17 protein-coding genes and 2 pseudogenes are annotated in these 18,013 nt (G+C 71.0%); 10 read left to right on the forward strand and 9 right to left on the reverse strand.

Going from position 1 to position 18,013, the window contains the following annotated elements; translation table 11 throughout:
* Positions 1 to 96: 96 nt before the first annotated feature.
* From ACWDAK_RS37610 to ACWDAK_RS37635, 6 genes and pseudogenes are all read left to right on the forward strand, one after another.
* Positions 97 to 870 (forward strand): annotated as a pseudogene (locus ACWDAK_RS37610) (AAA family ATPase); the annotation flags it as partial.
* Complete coding sequence (locus ACWDAK_RS37615; RefSeq protein ID WP_427396004.1) at positions 867 to 2,078, forward strand: HAD-IA family hydrolase; 1,212 nt, start codon at positions 867 to 869, stop codon at positions 2,076 to 2,078. The pseudogene ACWDAK_RS37610 and the gene ACWDAK_RS37615, both read left to right, overlap by 4 nt.
* Positions 2,079 to 2,119: 41 nt before the next feature.
* Positions 2,120 to 2,926: an NAD(P)-dependent oxidoreductase gene (locus ACWDAK_RS37620; RefSeq protein WP_427396003.1), complete on the forward strand. Its 807-nt coding sequence runs from the start codon at positions 2,120 to 2,122 to the stop codon at positions 2,924 to 2,926.
* A gap of 1,032 nt (positions 2,927 to 3,958) precedes the next feature.
* Complete coding sequence (locus ACWDAK_RS37625) at positions 3,959 to 5,200, forward strand: hypothetical protein (protein WP_427396002.1); 1,242 nt, start codon at positions 3,959 to 3,961, stop codon at positions 5,198 to 5,200.
* The gene (locus ACWDAK_RS37630; protein WP_344641467.1) at positions 5,197 to 5,838 is read left to right on the forward strand and encodes a DciA family protein; all 642 of its coding nucleotides are present in this window, start codon (positions 5,197 to 5,199) and stop codon (positions 5,836 to 5,838) included. The genes ACWDAK_RS37625 and ACWDAK_RS37630 overlap by 4 nt, the downstream gene beginning before the upstream one ends.
* Positions 5,835 to 6,668 (forward strand): DciA family protein, encoded by an 834-nt coding sequence (locus tag ACWDAK_RS37635; protein ID WP_427396001.1) that lies wholly within the window; start codon positions 5,835 to 5,837, stop codon positions 6,666 to 6,668. Before ACWDAK_RS37630 ends, ACWDAK_RS37635 begins: the two co-directional genes overlap by 4 nt.
* Here ACWDAK_RS37635 and ACWDAK_RS37640 read toward each other — a convergent pair.
* The gene (locus ACWDAK_RS37640) at positions 6,652 to 6,825 is read right to left on the reverse strand and encodes a hypothetical protein (protein ID WP_427396000.1); all 174 of its coding nucleotides are present in this window, start codon (positions 6,823 to 6,825) and stop codon (positions 6,652 to 6,654) included. The genes ACWDAK_RS37635 and ACWDAK_RS37640 overlap by 17 nt on opposite strands.
* A 245-nt stretch (positions 6,826 to 7,070) precedes the next feature.
* On the opposite strand from ACWDAK_RS37640, the gene ACWDAK_RS37645 reads away from it, so the two are divergent.
* Positions 7,071 to 7,343: a hypothetical protein gene (locus ACWDAK_RS37645; RefSeq protein ID WP_427395999.1), complete on the forward strand. Its 273-nt coding sequence runs from the start codon at positions 7,071 to 7,073 to the stop codon at positions 7,341 to 7,343.
* Positions 7,344 to 7,786: 443 nt separating this feature from the next.
* Here the strand turns inward: ACWDAK_RS37645 and hemC are convergent, their stop codons facing one another.
* The 5 genes and pseudogenes from hemC to ACWDAK_RS37670 all read right to left on the reverse strand — a co-directional run.
* Positions 7,787 to 8,722, reverse strand: coding sequence for a hydroxymethylbilane synthase (gene hemC, locus ACWDAK_RS37650; RefSeq protein WP_344641463.1), 936 nt, complete (start codon positions 8,720 to 8,722; stop codon positions 7,787 to 7,789).
* Between the two features lie 17 nt (positions 8,723 to 8,739).
* A complete protein-coding gene (locus ACWDAK_RS37655) occupies positions 8,740 to 9,315 on the reverse strand; it encodes an O-methyltransferase (RefSeq protein WP_427395998.1) in 576 nt (191 codons plus the stop codon).
* Complete coding sequence (locus ACWDAK_RS37660) at positions 9,308 to 10,243, reverse strand: hypothetical protein (protein WP_344641461.1); 936 nt, start codon at positions 10,241 to 10,243, stop codon at positions 9,308 to 9,310. Before ACWDAK_RS37660 ends, ACWDAK_RS37655 begins: the two co-directional genes overlap by 8 nt.
* A 936-nt stretch (positions 10,244 to 11,179) precedes the next feature.
* Positions 11,180 to 11,347, reverse strand: coding sequence for a hypothetical protein (locus ACWDAK_RS37665; protein WP_344641460.1), 168 nt, complete (start codon positions 11,345 to 11,347; stop codon positions 11,180 to 11,182).
* Between the two features lie 307 nt (positions 11,348 to 11,654).
* Positions 11,655 to 12,041, reverse strand: a pseudogene (locus ACWDAK_RS37670) (ISL3 family transposase); the annotation flags it as partial.
* Positions 12,042 to 12,268: 227 nt separating this feature from the next.
* Here ACWDAK_RS37670 and ACWDAK_RS37675 point away from each other — a divergent pair.
* The gene (locus ACWDAK_RS37675; RefSeq protein ID WP_427396006.1) at positions 12,269 to 12,997 is read left to right on the forward strand and encodes an IS5 family transposase; all 729 of its coding nucleotides are present in this window, start codon (positions 12,269 to 12,271) and stop codon (positions 12,995 to 12,997) included.
* Here ACWDAK_RS37675 and ACWDAK_RS37680 read toward each other — a convergent pair.
* Positions 12,963 to 13,490, reverse strand: a complete 528-nt coding sequence (locus ACWDAK_RS37680) for a hypothetical protein (protein ID WP_344641161.1) — start codon at positions 13,488 to 13,490, stop codon at positions 12,963 to 12,965. The two genes, ACWDAK_RS37675 and ACWDAK_RS37680, sit on opposite strands and share 35 nt — an antisense overlap.
* A gap of 401 nt (positions 13,491 to 13,891) precedes the next feature.
* Positions 13,892 to 14,194, reverse strand: a complete 303-nt coding sequence (locus ACWDAK_RS37685) for a hypothetical protein (protein WP_427395997.1) — start codon at positions 14,192 to 14,194, stop codon at positions 13,892 to 13,894.
* Positions 14,195 to 14,595: 401 nt separating this feature from the next.
* On the opposite strand from ACWDAK_RS37685, the gene ACWDAK_RS37690 reads away from it, so the two are divergent.
* Both ACWDAK_RS37690 and ku read left to right on the forward strand, forming a co-directional pair.
* On the forward strand, positions 14,596 to 15,588 hold the full coding sequence (locus ACWDAK_RS37690) for a hypothetical protein (RefSeq protein WP_427395996.1): 993 nt from the start codon (positions 14,596 to 14,598) through the stop codon (positions 15,586 to 15,588).
* Positions 15,589 to 15,591: 3 nt separating this feature from the next.
* The gene (gene ku / locus ACWDAK_RS37695; protein WP_427395995.1) at positions 15,592 to 16,707 is read left to right on the forward strand and encodes a non-homologous end joining protein Ku; all 1,116 of its coding nucleotides are present in this window, start codon (positions 15,592 to 15,594) and stop codon (positions 16,705 to 16,707) included.
* Between the two features lie 234 nt (positions 16,708 to 16,941).
* Here ku and ACWDAK_RS37700 read toward each other — a convergent pair whose 3' ends face one another.
* Positions 16,942 to 17,949 (reverse strand): zinc-ribbon domain-containing protein, encoded by a 1,008-nt coding sequence (locus ACWDAK_RS37700; protein ID WP_449806548.1) that lies wholly within the window; start codon positions 17,947 to 17,949, stop codon positions 16,942 to 16,944.
* Between the last annotated feature and the right edge of the window lie 64 nt (positions 17,950 to 18,013).

Here is an 18,013-nt window from a genome sequence, read left to right on the forward strand (position 1 = left end):
CGCCAACCACGCGACGGCCGAACAAGTGAACCTGAAACCCCGCCAACCCCTTCTGACCAGCTGATCAGCACCTCCCGCACGCCGGGGGAAGCTCATGGGTTCCGTGCCGCCCTGCCAGGTGAGGAGACGAAGTTCCGTCTGACTCCAGCGAGCGACGATCACAACGGGACGCACGTGCTCGCTGTCGAGCGGGCAATCCACCGGATCGCCCCCGGCAACGACGAAGCCGACCACATGGGCGTGCAGCAGCGGATCCTGGACGCCTGGAAGCGTCGGCACACCGGCGGCGATCCGCATCGACCGGTCGTGGTCCTGGTCGGCGGCTACGCCGGGTCCGGGAAGACCGAGTTCGCCCGGTTCCTCGCCCAGCTGACCGGATGGCCGCTGCTGGACAAGGACCCGCTGACCCGGCCGCTGGTGGAACGGCTGCTGGTGGCACTCGGCGGTGACCCGAACGACCGGCACACCGACCTGTACCGCGAACAGGTGCGGAACGTGGAGTACGACTGCCTGATGCAGGCGGCCTGGGCCAACATCAACTGCCGCATCAGCACCGTCCTGTCCGCGCCGTTCATCTCGGAGATGACCAACCCGAACTGGATGCAGCGGCTCACGAACCGCTGCGCCTCACTCGGCGTCGATGTTGCCCCGATCTGGGTCCGGTGCGACCCGGAGTCGATGCGCGAGTACATCACTTTCCGCTCGGCTGCCCGAGACGCCTGGAAGTTGCAGCGCTGGGACGAGTACCTCCAGACCATCGACACTGACCTGCGGCCGGCCGTGCCGCACCTGGTAGTCGACAACCGGCTCGGCGCCGCGATCTCCCTCGCCGACCAGGCCCGCCAGGCGATCCGGGAGGTCTACGCATGAGCGGGGCACCGGCCGTGCGCGGCGTGATCCTGTACGGGCCGCCGGCTGCCGGAAAGGACACCGTCACCCGCGCCCTTGCCGATCTCGACACCGCCTTCTCCTTGTTCTCGCGGGTGAAGGTCGGGCCCGGCCGGTCCGCTGGCTATCGCATGGGCACGCCCGAGCAACTGGCGGAGCTTCGGGCGGTGGGCGCGGTCGTGTACGAGAACTCGCGGTACGAGAGCACGTACGTGACGGACCGGCCGGGCCTAAACGCCGCGTTCATGGCCGGGGTTCCGGTGATGCATCTGGGCCAGGTCGACGGGGTGCGGGCCGTGCTCGACGGGTACCCGGCGCAGTGGCTGACCGTCCTGCTGTGGTGCCCGCGGGAGGTGACCGAGGCCCGGTCTGCCGGCCGGGGCGACGCGGACACTCCGGCGCGGCTGGCCGCGTGGGACGCGACCCGGGCCGACCTCGACGCCAACCCGGACTTCCGGTTCGACCTGACCATCCGCACGGATGAGGTCGCGCCTGCGGCGGCAGCCGCGCAGATCCGCCAGGCGCTCACCACGCCGCACGGCGCCACTGAGCTGGTGATGGTGGACTTCGACGACACACTGATCGACCGGCTCGCAGCGGTGACGACCTGGGTGGCCGGGTACTGCGCGGGGCACGGCCTGGGCCCGGAGGTCGAGCAGCGGATGCTCGATGCCATGCACATCCGGGCAGACCTGGACGTCATCGAGGGCCTGTGTGCGGAGCTCGGCCTGCCGGAGTCGGCCGGCGAGCTTTGGGCGCGGTACGAGCCGGAGCTCGCCGCAACGGTGAAGCCGTTCCCCGGTGTGGTGACGGCACTGACCGCCGTACGAGCGTCCGGCTGGCAGGTCGTCGTCGTCACCAACGGCGGCGCGCAGATCCAGCGCGCCAAGCTGAAGGCCTCCGGCATCGCCGACGTGGTCGACGACGTGTGTATCTCCGAAGAGATCGGCGCCCGGAAGCCGCACCGCCGGATCTTCGAGGCCGCGGCCGCCTGCGTCGGCCGGGACCTCTTCCAGGGCGGGTGGATGATCGGGGACAACGCCGACCTGGACGTCGTCGGCGGTCGGGACGCCGGACTGCGCACCATCTGGATCTCTCACGGCCGTCCCTGGCCGGGTGGGGCGGAGCCGGACTTCATCGCCAGGACCGCCGTGGATGCCTTCGCGCACGTTCACGGGGGCGCCCGGTGACGTCGCCTCAGCCGGTTCTCGGTGTACTGCACCCGGGCAGCATGGGCGCGGCCGTCGCGGCCTGCGCGATGTCGGCTGGGGCAAGAGTGCTGTGGTGCCCGGCCGGGCGCAGTGCGGCGACCATTGAGCGTGCCCAGCAGACCGGGCTGGAGCTGGTGGCTGAGCTGTTCGAATTGCTGGAGCGGGCCGAGGTTGTGCTGAGCCTGTGCCCGCCGGCCGCAGCCGAGGATGTCGCCCGCGAGGTTGCTGAACACCGGTTCACTGGTGTGTACGTGGAGGGCAACGCGATCAGCCCGTCCCGGGTAAAGCGGATCGCCGACCTAGTGGGTCGCAGCGCGCGGGCGGTGGTCGACGGCTCGGTAATCGGGTCGCCACCGGTCGGCGGCAAGCACGCCAAGTTGTTCCTCTCTGGCCCGTCCGGCGCCACTACCCTGGTCGCCGGGTTGTTCAGTGGCACCGCGGTGTCGACGCCGGTCCTGGGCGAGGAGATCGGGCAGGCCTCCGCACTGAAGGTCTCCTACACGGCCTACCAGAAGGCCAGCCGTGTGCTGGCCGCGCTCTCGTACGGCCTGGCGCAGCACCACGGCGTCGACCGGGCCCTGCTGGACGTGGCTAGCAAGCGGCCAGGCAGCTATCTGGTCGAGACCGACTACATCACCAAAACCGCCGCGCGAGCGTGGAGGTGGGCGCCGGAGATGGAGGAGGCCGCCGAAACGCTGCGAGCGGCGGGCCTGCCGGACGAGGTGCTGCGCGCGGTGGCCGACACACTCCGACGCTGGAACGCTGCAAGGGACGACGCTGCACTGTCAGTGGATGACGCACTTGGGCTTCTGCGGGGGTCTGCGTGAGCCGCTCCTCCGCCCGCTTGTCGGATAGTCAGGGCTTCGCTCCGTCAAATCGACACGGTCAGTGGACAACCGCATGCGCGGCGCTGCGACGGAGTAGGCTGACCCCGGCATTGATCCACGCCACAATAAAATTCGCCGCCCGGACCTTAGGCAAGTCCGAGCGGCGCGAATGGATCGGCGCCCCCTGGCAGGGGCCCTTTCCGTGGTCAGACCTAAACACCAGGAAGGTCGACATGATGCAGCGTACCCGTACGCGCTCTCAGGCACACACGCGGCACCCCGTCGTGGAAGCGATCACTCGTTGGTCGCTCCGGCGGGGTGCCGTCGTGTCTATGTGTGGATACACCTCGCCCCCGAAGGGGGTTTGTGAGATGACGTAACCATCTGAGGGCGGCTTCCGACTCCTACCACCGGGTCTCCGCCGCCCTGGCCGCTGCTGGTGTACCACCACCAGGCTTCGCGGCTCTGCTTCACCGCTCTCCGAGTACCACCTCGGTCGGCGGGGCCAGATCTCCCGGTACCACCCGGTCGATCAGGCGAATTTCTTGGGTTTCCAGGCCCAGCACCCCGAAGGGCGCCTTTTACGTGCCCTCACGTCACCGCAAGGAGCTCTGTCATTTTGCAGCACCGTCGTGCGGGCTGCCAGTATCTGCCGATCCGTGCCGTCACTGTTGGCGTCGCGCAGGCCGATGCCGCTGGCGGTCCCATTGATCGCTCCGCACACCCTGATTCCCTCTGCTGCCTGGCCAGTCCGCGCCCGCTCAATCCGGGTGGCGTGTCAGTCACACCGCCACACCGCCAGTTTGACGTGACACAAATCACTCCCCCGGGCTACGCCCGTTTCATCACTACTTCATGTTGTTCGACTGCATATGCCGGTCTCGCGGCATCCGGGGCATCTGGTGGTGCCCGATGAACGCAGGCACCACCGCAGCTACCGCCATCGCTCCCGGCCAGCAGCCCGCCCCACCCAAAGAGTCGTCCAGGTCGGCCTCGTGCCAAGTGGCGTGGGAGCCGCAGGAACAGCAGACAGTGTCGGGTACGGCAGGCCGGATCGCGTTGGACGTCTACAGCTGGCGGCAGGCCTCGCAATGGGTACACGGTGCCGGCTTCTACGTCCCGACGAACGGCCCGAAGTTCGGCGAGACGACGCTGCGTCTGGTCGAGGTGCTGTCGGAGCTCACTCCGTGCCGGCCGACCATCACGTTCCTGATGCGGAAGCTGAAATGCAGCAAGCGGACCGTGCAGTACCACCTGGAGATCCTGCGGGCGACCGGCCTGCTGGCCTGGCGCTCGATCGGCACCCGGCTGCCGATGATGCCCGGTCAGAAGCGGGTCACCTGCCTCGCGTCGGAGTACGAGCGCCTCATCCCCCTTTCTTATGACCGAGCGCTCGGGATCCGGACCGCAGGCGAGGGCGTGGAGCGGCGGATGACCGGCATCTCGGAGGAGGGCCGGGGCCTGATCGCGAAACTCGGGAAGAAGGCCGCCTGGAAACTCCGCCGCACCCGCCGCACCGTCCGTCACAGCCGTATCCGACAGTCCGTCAGCACGTCGCGTTGCACCCCAATGGAGGGTGGTACCACTACTGACCTTGGCTCTCCCTCTGTGGGTGATTCAAAAACTACGGGCACGGCCCGTGAGACCACGTCCAGCACCAGGAAGAAGCGCGCTGCGCAGTCGACCGGGGAGCGGCGCCGCACGGTGCTCGGGCAGGTCGTCACGGCAGCCATGATGGCTGCCAGCGACCAGCTCGCCCGGGTCGCGTATCGGCGGGTGCCGTGGGTGCGCCAAGCCTCGCACGACCAGCTGCGGTGGGTCCTCAACGACCTGGCCGACCGGGGCTGGTCCGAGGACCGGGTCATGTCCTGGCTGGGCGAGATCGCAGGCCAGTACGGGTGCGCCGGGGTGCTGTGGCGCCCTGAGCGGCCGCACTCCCTGATCGCGCACGCCCTGCGCCAGGACGTCGAGCAGGAGCAGCACGACCAGGCGGTGGCCGAGCGAGCCGCCGTGCGGGTCGACGACACCTCCGTGGTCGCCGTCCGGGAGCTGGCCGCTGAGCTGGAGTTCATGGCCGACCTGTTCGGCGCGGCCGCCACCACCGCGCCCGCGACCAGGCAGGACCTGCTCGAAGCCGCCTACCTGCCCGCGGTCGCGCTCGCCCAGATGGAAGCCGTCGGCGACCAGGCCTTCGAGCGTTTCGGCGCCGATCTGGTCGCCCAGTACGCCCACCTCGCCGCCAACCCCAACGTCCAGCTCGGAGTGACCCGATGACCGACGACTCCCGAATCGAGCTCTGGCGGGCCTTCCCCTGGTGGACTCAAGCCGCCACCCCCGCGCTGGCCGCCCACACCGTGCCGGTCTACGACCCGCAGACCGGCGAGCTGCTGGTGCTGTGCGACACCAGGGCCTACCTGCTCCAGACCAGGCTGCTCACCACGTCCCTGCTGGCCAAGCTCAACCGCTTCACCGGCGCTCCCCAGGTCACCGCGCTGCGCCTGGTGGTCGCCTCGACCAGCGTCGTCGTCACCGAGCCGGCCGGCTGGGCCGACGAGCAGCTGGTCGAGGACGTGCTGCTGGAGACCTGGCACGACCTGGTCCAGGACCGCGGCCCGCTCCACCTGCTGGCCGTCCGCCACCTCGAGGCCACCGGCGAGGTCGGCGACCTAGCCCGCCGCTGGGCCAAGGCCAACGACCAGCCAACCGAACCGGTGAACCGCGACCGTCGGTGCGGCTGCCTCGACCCCCGCCCCGACCACAGCCACCCGCCGCTCACCGACGAGGACCTGGCCGACCGGCTCATCACGGACGCCGACCTGGTCCTCGCCTTCATCGACAACCGGGCCCTGGACGAGCAGATCGCCGACGCCGCCGAGCACGCCCGCATCCCCGTCAGGAGGTTCACCGCATGACCAGCACCACCCAGGAGCCCGGCGGCGCCGACCTGGCCCGCACCGCGCTGCGCGCCGCCCGCCGAACCGCACGCCTCAACGGCAACGCCCCCGCGAAGAAGACCGTCCCGACCCGCCAGCAGATCGCCCGCGCCGGCCGGGACACCCGCGACCCTTCCACCCTGGCCTCCGTCGTGCCCACCATGGCCGCCGCCCAGGGTTGGGCGCTCGGCACCGCCCAGGGCACCATGCGCAACAACTGGGCCCAGCTCGTCGGCGCGGAGGAAGCCACCCACTGGTTCCCGGCCGGCTTCAACGCCGACACCCGCACCCTGCGCATCACCTGCGACTCCCCGGCCTGGGCCACCAAGCTGCGCCTGGAGCAGCACCAGCTCCTCACCAAGCTCAACCAGGCCCGGCCCGACACCGTCCGCGCCATCGAGATCCGGGTCGGCGCCACCACCGCCAGCCCGGCACCCGACCTGGAACCGACCCCCGCCCCGGCCCAGCAGCGCCCGGCCCTGGCCCCCATCCCGGCCGCACGCCCGCTCGCCGACAGCCCGGCCTACCAGCAGCTCCGCCAGCAGATGCGCGACCAGGCCCAGGCCCGTCAGGCAGCGCTCGACGAAGAAGTCGCCGCCCGGGAGGAGATCCTGCGCCAGCACTACAACCGCCTGCGCGAACCCGAGGAAGCCCACCGCCCCTGCGTCGAAGACGAGGAGGCCCTGGCCCGAACCACCCGGGCCCGCGAAGCCCTCGCCCGCCACCACGCCGCTCTCGCCGTCGCCCGCGGCCACGCCGTCCCGCTGCGCACCGCCCGCCCGCCGGTGACCCTCAGCGGTGCCGCGTGACCAGGACCGTCCCAACCAGCGCCCGCCGACCGCTACCGTCGAACCTGCGGCCCGCCACCACGGCGGCCGCCACCACCGAGGAGGACCAGGTGACCACCCAGCCCGACCACCAGGACACGGCCGTTCCCAGGCCGACCACCCTGCACGAGCTGCGCACCGCGCTCTCCCGCTACGGCCTGCCCGGCGACCGCGAGGCCTTCGAGCAGGCCCTGGCCGCCGCCTCGACTCCTCCCCAATCGGCGACCTCGGCGCCGTCGCCGAAGTCATCGCCACCTACCGCCACCGCCTGGTCCTACGCACCAGCCCCGAGGCCATGGCATCCCTCACCGCACCCATCGGCGGCCAGAAGTGGACCCCGGCCGCCGACGCCTTCGCCCGGCTCCGCGCCGCCGGCGGCGACCGGTGACAGACCAGCCCGAACAGCCGACCCCGCTGCACGTCTTCCTCTCCGACACCGCCGAAGCCGCCCTCGCCACGCTGCGCCCCGGCGAGCTGGACGCGGTCGAGAAGCTCGTCGAGCGCCTCGCCCTCTACCCGCGGCTCGGCATCCCGGTGCCCGGCGGCGCCGACCCCGAGGTCGACGACTACACCGCCCGCACCGACCCGGCCTCCGACTCCGGCGACCGCATCACGTCGTGTACAGGTACCACCCTGGCATGTCCGCAATTTTCGTGACCTGGGTGATCGCCGGACCCTGACCAGGCATCAGCACAACCCGAGAAGATGGCCGGGCCCTCACGCTCGAGCCGTGAGGGGCCCGGCCATCAGCGTACGGCGACAAGGCTGTCTTCGAATCGGCGATGCGATCCCGCCGGGTTACCAGCACCCGGTCCGGCTGACACCGCTGCGGACCGGAGCGGCGTGAGGCCCCGGCCGCGCCCTCGGGATCTCCGCTTCGCCCGCTTCGGGGAAAACCGGGACAACTGCGGGGACCATCCCCGCGAGCGCGGGGAGCAGTCGACTCCGGGTGGAACCTCACCGACACCGGCTGGAACACCCTTGACAACAGCGTCTGGACCCTCCAAGACGCCAGTTGGGGCTGATCGGCTATGGCAGAGGCGGCGTGAACGCCCCGGGCCTTCTCGGCCCGGGGGCTTGCTGCCGTCTGGAGATGGCGGTCAGTGGGGGATCGCGGCGATCAGCTCGTGCGCGCCTTGCCGTTTGAGCGCGAGGGCCGTGGCGGTGCCGAGGTCTTCAGGGCTCAAAGAGCCGGCCCACTCGTGGGCGTCCAGGATTTGCTTGCCGTCCGGGGAGAAGACCCTGCCGCGCAGGGACAGGCGGCCGTCCGGCTCGGCCTTCGCGTACCCGGCGATCGGCGAGTTGCAGTGACCCTGGAGAACGTGGAGGAACATCCGCTCGGCGGTGGCCTCGCGCCAGGTGTCGTGATGACCGAGACCGGTTACGGCGTTGATGGTGGCGCTGTCGTCCTCGCGGCACTGCAGAGCGAGGATGCCCGCGCCGATCGGCGGACACATCCCGTCGAGCGACAGAACCTCACTGATCCGCTCCGTCTCCCCGATCCGCTCCAGGCCGGAGACGGCCAGCAGCAGCGCGTCGGCCTCGCCGACGTGGAGCTTGGCTAGGCGGCTGTTGGCGTTGCCGCGAATCGGCACGCACTTCAGGTGCGGATGGGAGGCGGCGAGCTGGGCAATCCTGCGCACCGAGGAGGTGCCGATCCGGCTGCCAGCCGGGAGCTTGTCCAGGGCGAGGCCGCCAGGGTGGACGAGCGCGTCGCGGATGTCGTCGCGCTCCAGGTAGGCGGCGAACACCGTTCCGGTGGGCAGCGGCCGGTCGGCGGGCACGTCCTTGAGGCAGTGCACCGCCAGGTCGGCCTCTCCGGCGAGCAGCGCGGCGTCGACCTCCTTGGTGAAGGCGCCCTTGCCGCCGAGGTGGGCGAGGTCGCCCATCCACCGGTCGCCGGAGGTGGTGACGGGCACCACCTCCGTGCGGATGCCCGGGTGCAGGGCGGCGAGTTCGGCGCGGACGCGCTCCACCTGGGCGAGCGCCATGGGGGAGGAGCGGGAGACGATGCGGATCAGCTCAGCAGCGGCCATGCGGTGATGATAGTCCGTCAGATTCTCGCGCCGACCAGCAGTCCGGATGCCCAGCGCATCGGCGTGGCACGGATCTTGGGCTGTTCGGGCATTCGGGTGAGGAAGCTGTTCACCCGCGGCTGGTGGTCGCCGGGCCAGGTAACCTGCGGGAGCAGGTCATCCACCACGTACAGGCCGCCGGGCTCCAGCAGGTCGAGCAGGTCGGGCAGGCGGTGGAACTTTCCGGGCCGGCAGTCCACGTAGGCGAGCGCGAACCGGGGGCCGTCATAGGCGTCCAGCCAGGCGTCCGCGTCAGCGGTCTCGAACGTCACCCGGTCGTCGGCGGCGAGGTGCCGGGCGGCGACCGTCTGCACTTTCGGGTCCGCTTCGACGGTCACGAGCCGGGAGCTGGCCGTCATGCCGTGCAGCAGCCAGGCCGCACCCGCGCCGACCCCGGTGCCAAGTTCCAGCATCCGCCCGCCCGGTTTGGAGGCGGCGAGGGTGGCCAGCAGCGAGCCGGTCCGCTCCTCGCACGACATGGCGAACCCGAGCTCGGCGGCATCCGCGAGGATCGGTGCCAGGGCGGCGGGCCGCTGCCAGGGGGTGTCATCCACGGCCGGCCCCCTCCAGGTGCTGGGCGACCTGCTCGGCCGCGAAGGACAGGATCACGTCGGCGCCGGCCCGCTTGAGCGCCGCGTGGTACTCCACCACGCCCTCCGGGCCTAGCTGTTGGAGCGCCGCCCACTCCCCGGACGTCGAGTACGCGACGATCGGCACCTGCTGGTCGGCTCGTAGGCGGACCAGCACGTCCATCGCCGTCATGACCGGCTGCAGCGTGAGCGAGTCCGCGCCCTCCGCCACCCAGCGGCGGGCCTGGACGAGAGCGTCGCGGTCCGCCCGGCCCGGCTCCAGCTGCAGACCGCGCCGGTGCCCAGCCCGCGGGTCGGTACCCATCAGCTGCTTGAACGGCCCGTACAGCACGGTGTGCAGGGCCAGGTTCGGGTTCACCCCGACATCGCGGTGGTTGGCCTCGTCCAGCCAGCTGCGTACAGCTCGTACCGAGCCGTCGAGCATCGCGGTCGGCGACACCACGTCGGCACCGGCCTGGGCGTGCTGCACCGCCATGGCGGCCATCAGCTCGTAGGTAGCGTCCAGGTCGATCCCGCCATCGTCGCGGCGCAGGACGCACTGCCCGTGGTCGGTCCACGAGCAGCCGCACACCTCGGTGGTCACCGCCATGTCGGGGGCGACAGCCTTGACCGCCTCGATTCCGGCCAGCATCCGGTTGCCGGCGGCCAGAGCGCCCGATGCGCGGTGGTCACGGTCGTGCCCGTACGCGAAGATCTTCACTCCCCGGATGCCCAGGTCCCGCCAGCGACGGACCGTACGAGCAACGCCGTACAGGCTGGTCGCCCCGGGAAGCTCCGGTCCGGCCGGGCCGTCGTCGGGCAGGACGAGCAGCGGAGCGGTCAGGTCCGCCGCCGTGATCGTCGGCCGGGCGTACAAGTCGCGCACGGCCCGGCGGGCGCGCAGAGGATTCACCCCGTCAGGTCCAGGGGCGGGCACAGGACGTTCGGTGGTTGTCGTCACGAAGCGAGTACATACCGACAACTGTCGGTAAGACAGGGCGCACAAGGCGCACACGCAGAGCGGGCGTCATCGGCCCGCGCGCCCCACTGGCGACGGAGGCACCGAGCCGCTGCCAATCGCGATCTCCCGGTAGCCGCTCGCGCACGCGACCATGACGACCGGCACGGGCGGCGGCCACGCCGAGAATCACGCGGGCCTCCGCGGGACCATCCCCGCGACCGCGGGGCCGACGAGCGGCCTGGCTGCCGCAAGCTGTCGAGGCGAGGAAGATCCCCGCGGTCGCGGGGATGGTCCCGTCAAGGTGGTCTACACCGCCGGCCGGGGCAGGTCGGCCCCGCGCTCGCGGGGAGCTTCCCCCGCCCCGGCAGCCACACTCGTACGGCTCCAGGCGGGGGTCGTCGATGTGGACGGTGGCGATCCCGGGCGGGTACAGCTCCGGACGGGCCGTCAGGATCAGGTGCTGCAGCGGGCGCGCCGGGGTGGGCAGGCTGGCGGAGATGGTGTGAGCCAGGTCCCGGCCTCCGTAGCCGTCGCGGACCATGGTCGCCACCAGCACGGCGGTGCTCGCGTCCAGGGGCTCGAACTCGAGCGAGGGCAGCGCCAGGACCGCGTGCGCGGCGCCCTCGTCCTTGATTTCGGCCTCGACCAGGCACAGCACCGGGACCAGCAGGTGCTGGAAGGGGCTGCACAGGGCGGAGTCCACAATCCGGTGCAGGCGCTGGTGGCCGTCGGCCAGCGCGGCCAGGGCGCTGGAATCCAGGATGATCACGCGCTGCGCCTCGGGGCGACCTTGGCGCGCGCGTCGGCCGCGGCGATGTCGTAGACCCGCTGCAGCAGGTCCGGGCCCTGGTCCAGTTCGGTGTCGGTGAGGGTCATCCCGAAGTGCTCTCACAGCAGCCGGCGGCCCTCGGCGACGCGCTCGGCGATCTGCTCCGCGGTGGGCTGCTGCTCCACCAGCAGGGCTACCTGGGCGCCGATCGTGGTGCCGCGGGCCGCTGCGAGAGCGGCCAGGCGGTCACGCGTATCAGGGGAAACCTTGATCGTCGCATCAGCCATACCGCGATCGCACACCGCTGGTACACCAACGGTGTACCAGTTGCCCGGCCCCGGAATGCTGCTCCCCGGTCCGGGTGTGGACACGCCTCGAACGGCACCCACGGGCCAGGAGGAGTCGGTCCAGGAGCGCTGCTCACTCCTGGACCGGGCCCATGCGATCAGCCGGCGCCGCCGCCGGCCTGGCCAGGCGCCGCGCCTGCCTCAGCGCAGCAAGGTTTCTGGATTCCCCCGCGCGGGCCGGCCTGTGTTCGTACGATCGGCTCGGTCCGGCCCGGGCTTTTTGGGGCTCTCCTGCTTGATGTGTGGGTCAGGCTGTTGAGGGTTGGCGTCCGGGGAGGATGGGCCGGGGGCCTGCGAGGGTCAGCATGACGAGGGCGATGACGGCGTCGGCGGAGTGGAAGCCGAAGCCGCGCCGGATGATCAGGCGGGTCTTGGTGTTGGTGGACTCGATCAACCCGTTGGACAGGCCGGTGACCAGCGCCGAGCGGATGGCGTCGTAGTGGCGCGTGATCGTGCGTTGGAGGTCGACGAAGGCGGGGATGCGGCAGCGGCGGGCCCAGCCGATCCACTGGTCCAGGGCCTTGAGGGCGGCGGTGGGGCGGTGCTTGGCCAAGGCGAAGACGGCCCGCAGGGCTTCCTTCAGCCGCCAGGCGCGGTGCAGGCGCGGGTCGGTGGCGGCGATCCAGGGCCTCTTGGTAGCTCGAAGGTTGTCGAAGCCGTTCGAGGTTCCAGGAGGCCCTAGTGTCGCAGTCTTCCGTGTGGGTGCGGGTGGAGTCCAACTCGGTTGCCCGATCGTGTGATTGCCTCGCGCACGTGTACGGGAACGCGGCCGACCGTCCGGAGCGGCGGCGCCGGTACCCCTCGGACATGACGGACGAGGAGTGGGCGGTGATCCGTGCGTCGCTGCCGGTGCCGGGGTAGCTGGAAGGCCGGGGCGGGCAGCCGGAAGGCTACTGCCACCGGCAGATGTTCGACGCCGTGCGCTACCTGGTCGCCGGCGGCATCTCCTGGCGGGCGATGCCCATGGACTTCCCCGCGTGGGACCGGGTCTACGCGTTCTACCGGCGCTGGCGCGACCAGGGCTTGGTCAAGGAGTTGCACGACCGGCTGCGGGGCAGGGTCCGCGAGGCCGCCGGGCGGGATCCGGAGCCGACCGCGGGGATCATCGACTCGCAATCCGTGCGGGCCGCCGCGTCGGTGCCGAAGGCCACGTCCGGCTACGACGGCGGGAAGAAAGTGCCGGGGCGCAAGCGGCACATCGTGGTGGACAGCCTCGGGCTGCTGCTGACCGTGCTGGTCACCGCCGCGTCCGTCACCGACCGCGACGCCGCCGGGACCCTCCTCGCCCGGCTGCGCGAGCGGTTCCGGCGGCTGACTCTGGTGTGGGCCGATGGCGGCTACACCGGCCGCCTGGTCGACCTCGCCGCGAAGGCATGGCGGATCGCGCTGACGGTGGTCAAGCGCAGTGACGACACGTCCGGATTCGTCGTGCTGCCGAAGAGGTGGCTGGTGGAGCGCACCTTCGCGTGGCTGATGCGCTCACGCCGCCTCGCCCGGGACTACGAGGCCCGCACAGACACCGCCGAGACGATGATCCTGTGGTCCATGACGATGGTCATGAGCCGCCGGCTGGCCCATCGGCGATGCTGAACCGGCCCGGCACGTCCTCGGCCAGCCAGCCTCGCTCCACCAGGCGCTTCGCCTTCGACCGCACTCCTTCGACCTTTGCCGGGACCACGTCCAGCCCCAGCGCGGCCGCGATCTCCTGGCAGCCGATCGCCCCGTCCGATCCGGATCGTCGGCGGTCCGCCAGAAGGTTGACGATCCGCTGGTAGTCCGGTGCCAGCGCGGTCACATCCAGTCCGTCCCGGCGCACCGGCACCACCGAACCCGCCACCGCCGCCCGAACCGGAGCCCGGCCGGCCCGCACGGAGGGCTTGTCCTCGGGTACCGCCGAAATATCCGGCCCGCGCGGCGCGGACAGGACCTGATCGACCCTCTCCCGGGCGATCACCCACCGCTCCCAGTCGGTCTCCGCGTCCGCCAGCTCGGCCTGGATTCGGTCCGCCTCCTCGCGCAGCGACTCCACCCGCTGCCGCGCGGCCAGCTCCCGCTCCTCCAGCAGCCCCACCACCGACGCCATCCGGCACCTCCACCGACGAGACGATCCCGATGGAGCAAACCCTGCCGCCCGACCGCCGACACTATGCCTCACCAGCGGAAATACGTCGATCACGTCCGGTAAGACAACGGCTTCTTAGCACGCAAAGCAGTTAAGCCAAGCGAGTACTGCGGGCAACGAACGATCCCAGCGCGAGACTACGAGCTGGGCGTGGGCCGCCCGCCCAGCCATTCGCCCGAACGAGTGACGCCCCACCATTCCCGCCAGCCCGGCATACACACGTGCTATTCGCCCCCTCACGGGCCGTCGGCCACCCCAGCCCGCCCGGCAGCAGCCGCCGGAACGCCAGACCCCGAAGCCCACGCCCCCTCCGTCAAGCAACAAAATCAAGTGGGCACGACCTGGCCGGCCCCCCGGGCCGGTTACGGTGCGCAGAAAGCGTTCAACTCGCTGACGTCCTGCGAGAGCTTCTGGGTGCCAGCGCCGCCCCAGGGGTGGTCGTTGACGAACTCCTGTGCGTCGTCGCGTACGTCCTGCCACGCGGTGTCGCGGGTCGGGACACCGGCATTGGCCAGGTCCAGCCGGGTCTGCTGCACCGTCTGCGCGCACGTGCGGGCCAGCCGCGCGGCCGCCGGGGCTGTGGCCGCCTGTGCCGTCCAGGTCAGCGCGGCCAGCGAAGCGGCGCCGAGCAACGTGGCGGCGAGTCTGCAGGTCCTGGTGGTCATCCGGCGCTCTCTTTCTGACGCTGCGTCACTGGCCGTCAGCTTACGAACCGGTTTTGCCGAGACCGGCCGCGCCACGCGCTGAGCCGATCAATGCCACCGATCCCCCTTCCGCCAGGGTCCGCAACGTCCCAGCGGCCGACCGGGCCGCCGCCGGTGCGTCGTGATGCACGGCTCTGCTCCAACGGTCCGACCAGAAGAACGGGCTTCGCCAGCAGGTGTCGGGCATGCGTCTCGTCGAAGGCCCGATCGGCCGTCTGGCAGGGCGTGCGCCGTGGACATCCGGCACCGTGGAAGGGCGGCCGGATGCCGCGACGGCGGCGGGCCACCGTTCGGGCCCCGATGCGTGTACCCCGCCGCCGACTCCAGGTCGTCTCCGCAGGCGGCCGGTTCGGGAGTAGCGAGTGGAGGACTTCGATGCGGTGGCGGACCGGCTCTACGCTCTCGCACCAGACCGGTTCACCGCGGCCCGCAACGCCGCCGCCGACCAGGCCCGGCACAGCGGCGACCGCCAGCTCGCCGACCGGATCCGCCGCCTGCGCCGCCCCACCCAGAGCGCGTGGCTGGCCAACCTGCTCATCCGCACGGACCCGGCCGCCGTCGACCGCCTGCTGGATCTCGGCCACGATCTGCGCGAGGCCCAGGAACGTCTGGAGGGCGAGCGGATGCGCGCCCTGACCGCGCAGCGCCATCGTCTGATCGACGAGCTCGTGGCCACGGCCCGCACAGCGGCGACCGTGCGCGCCGGCCAGAGGGCGGGCAAAGGTGCGCTCGGTGAACTGGAACAGAGCCTGCTGGCCGCGATCGGCGACCAAGTGGCCGCCGATGCTCTCGCCGCCGGCCGCTTGACCGAGGCCCTGCCTCTAGCGTCGGCGACCACCGCCGGTGCCCTCGCCGCCCCCACACTTCCCGATCAGCCGACGGCAGCGGCACCCGCCCGCAGCACACACCGTCCCTCCCAGCGCACCGACGGCAGGGCACGGACGGCCGAGCCCTCCTACATATCGGCTACCACCGATCAGTCGGACCGTGTCGAGCAGGAGTGGGCCGAGCGCCTTGACCAGGCCAGGGAGGCCGCCGCCCGGGCAAAGCACGACGGCGACCTCGCACGGCAGGCGGTGCGCCGCATCGGCCGCGAGCTGGAGCGTCTGGCCGCCGTCCGCGAGAAAGCCAACCGGCGGGCCGAGCGGGCCGCCGACATGTTGCGCCAGGCCCGAGCCGAGGCCGAGCAGGCCGTCCAAGAGCAGGATGATGCGGAGCGGGCGTATGTGAGGAAACAGGGCGAGTGGGAAGACGCCCGGCGGGCGGTGAAGAAGGCCGAGTGGGCCGCTGAGGCGGCCCGCCGGCAGGTGGAGGAGTTGGCGGCCAAGGCCGCCCGAAGGAATGGAGGCCGGTGAGCGATGGCGAGGCCGATCTGGACCGGGGTGCTGTCTTTCGGGCTGGTCACCCTGCCCGTGGCGCTGTACTCGGCGACCGAGTCCCACACGGTGAGTTTCCATCAGATCCAGCGCGGGACGGCGGACCGGGTACGCAACCGGCGGGTCAACGAGCGGACCGGGGAGGAGGTGCCGTACAGCGAGATCGTGAAGGGCTACGAGCTGGTCGAGGGCGAGTACGTGATCGTGGAGCCCGAGGAGCTGGAGCAGCTCTCCCCCGGCCGGTCCAAGACGATCGAGATCCGCGGGTTCGTCGACCTCGACCAGGTCGATCCGATCTTCTTCGACACCACCTACTACCTCGGGCCCAAGGGCAAGGAGTACGCCAAGATCTACGCCCTGCTGGTGAAAGCCCTGGAAGCGTCGAACAAGGCCGGGATCGCCCTGTTCTCGATGCGCGGCAAGGAGTACCTGACCGCGGTGCGGGCCAAGAACGGGATGCTGGTCGCCCACACCATGCACTTCGCCGACGAGGTCCGCGACCCGCGCCAAGAGGTCGACGGCCTGCCGGCCGCCACCACCGCGGTCGGTGAGAAGGAACTCGCTGCGGCCCGGCAGCTGATCGACATGCTCGCCGTCGACTGGAACCCGGACGAGTACCACGACACCTTCGCCGAGCAGGTCCGCGAGCTCATCGAGGCCAAGGCCGCCGGCAAGGAGATCGCCGTCTCCCAGGGCCCGCAGGAGACGCCCACCAACGTGGTCGACCTGATGGACGTCCTCAACCGCAGCGTGGCCACCGCCAAGGACCGCGCCACGGCCGACCGGGAAGCCGGGGAGGCAAAGCCCTCACGCCACCGCGCCCGCAAGGCCGCACCCCGTACGAGCCGCACCCCGAAGTCAGCCGGCGGGAAGAAGACCATCACCGCGAAGCGGGCGCAGCCCGCCGCTGACGCGAAGAAGCGCACCGGTACCTCCTCCAAAGCCGAGGACCTGGGGGCGCTCACGAAGGCCGAGCTCTACAAGCGGGCCAGCGATCTCGATATCCCTCAGCGCTCCACCATGACCCGCGACCAGCTCCAGCACGCCCTCGAGCGCGCCCAGCGCCCCAGGGGCCGCCGCCTACGCGCCGCATCCTGAAGCTGTTCAACCGTGGCGCCGAGCGTCGGCTGACCAGCAGGCGCTCGCCGCGTTGGAGAAGCGGGCTCTGGGTGACGTCGCGGCCAGCCCACCCAAGAGCGGCGCGGCCTGACGTTGCCCACCCAGTTCGGCTTCACGTACCAGCGAGCCGGGTTCCCAGCATGACCGACCGGGGGAACGGCTGGTCCGCCAACGGTGGAGTACTCACTCACCACAGGGTTTCCTGGTGGGCTGTCATCGGCGGGATCGGCGCATTCGGCGGGGGCGGGCGGTCCGAATCGCGGCGGCGGGCCGGGTCAGGGCCGAGGCGAGCTGATCAGCAAGCGCTTGCGCGCGGCGCTGCCCGCCCGAGGTATAGGAACGTGCTCGGGCGCGGACGCTCGCAGGCCAGGGCAGCAGTGTCATCAGGTGATCGAGTACCAGACTCGTTGCCGTGAACGGGTCGGCCAGCAACGGCACGGCCATGTCACCCGCCCTGGTGAGTTCCAGCGGCTCTTCACGGACCCGGACCACCGTCCAGTCCGGGCGCAGCGACTCGATCTCCAGTGCCTTGCGCAGATCGCGGTCGAAGCTGTCTCGATGCCAGTAGGACCCGTCGAACTCGATGACCACCTGGCGGTCCCCGTCCACCGGGAAGAGCATGTCCAGTCTCCAGCGGCCGGTCGCGGTACGCAGGAGGTGCTGCTGCTCGCCGCCGGACAGCACGTGCTGCAGCTCGGCGAACAGATCGGTCTCCTGGCGGGACACGGGCCGGTGACGGCTGCAGCCGGGACAGGACTGGTGGCCGAGGAAGACCATGGCCACCATGGCCCGCCAGGGGGCGTGCCCGAGAGGGCACACCCACCACACGATCCGATTGGATCCGGCGGTCACCTGGTCAGGGGTCAGCGCGTCGTTGAGTTCGGGGTGCCACTTCGCAGCAAGCCCCGGATTCTCAGTGGCGAGGTCGCGGTACTGCACCCGCTGGGAGCAGTGCGGGCACCGGGTCGTGCCCCGGACCCGATTGAACACCCGAGCACGGAACTCTCCCTGGCAGTCCGTGCACTGCCACCACACCACCCGGTGGGAGCCCGCGGTGATCTTCTCGAGCAGCAGGCCGTGGTTGCGGCGGGGGTGCCATTCTGCTGCGAGGCCGGGATGAACCTGGTTGAGCGGGGGAGAGGTCTTGCGGCTGGCGCAGTGTGGGCAGCCGCTCCCGGCGATGGCTCGATTGAACCGCCCCGGGTTCGGTGGGGACTCGATTTCGTGTAAGGATTCGAGTCATGGCACGTCCCACTTCCTACCCGCCTGAGCTGCGCCGTCGTGC

The sequence above is a fragment of the Kitasatospora sp. NPDC001175 genome (genome assembly GCF_053598215.1).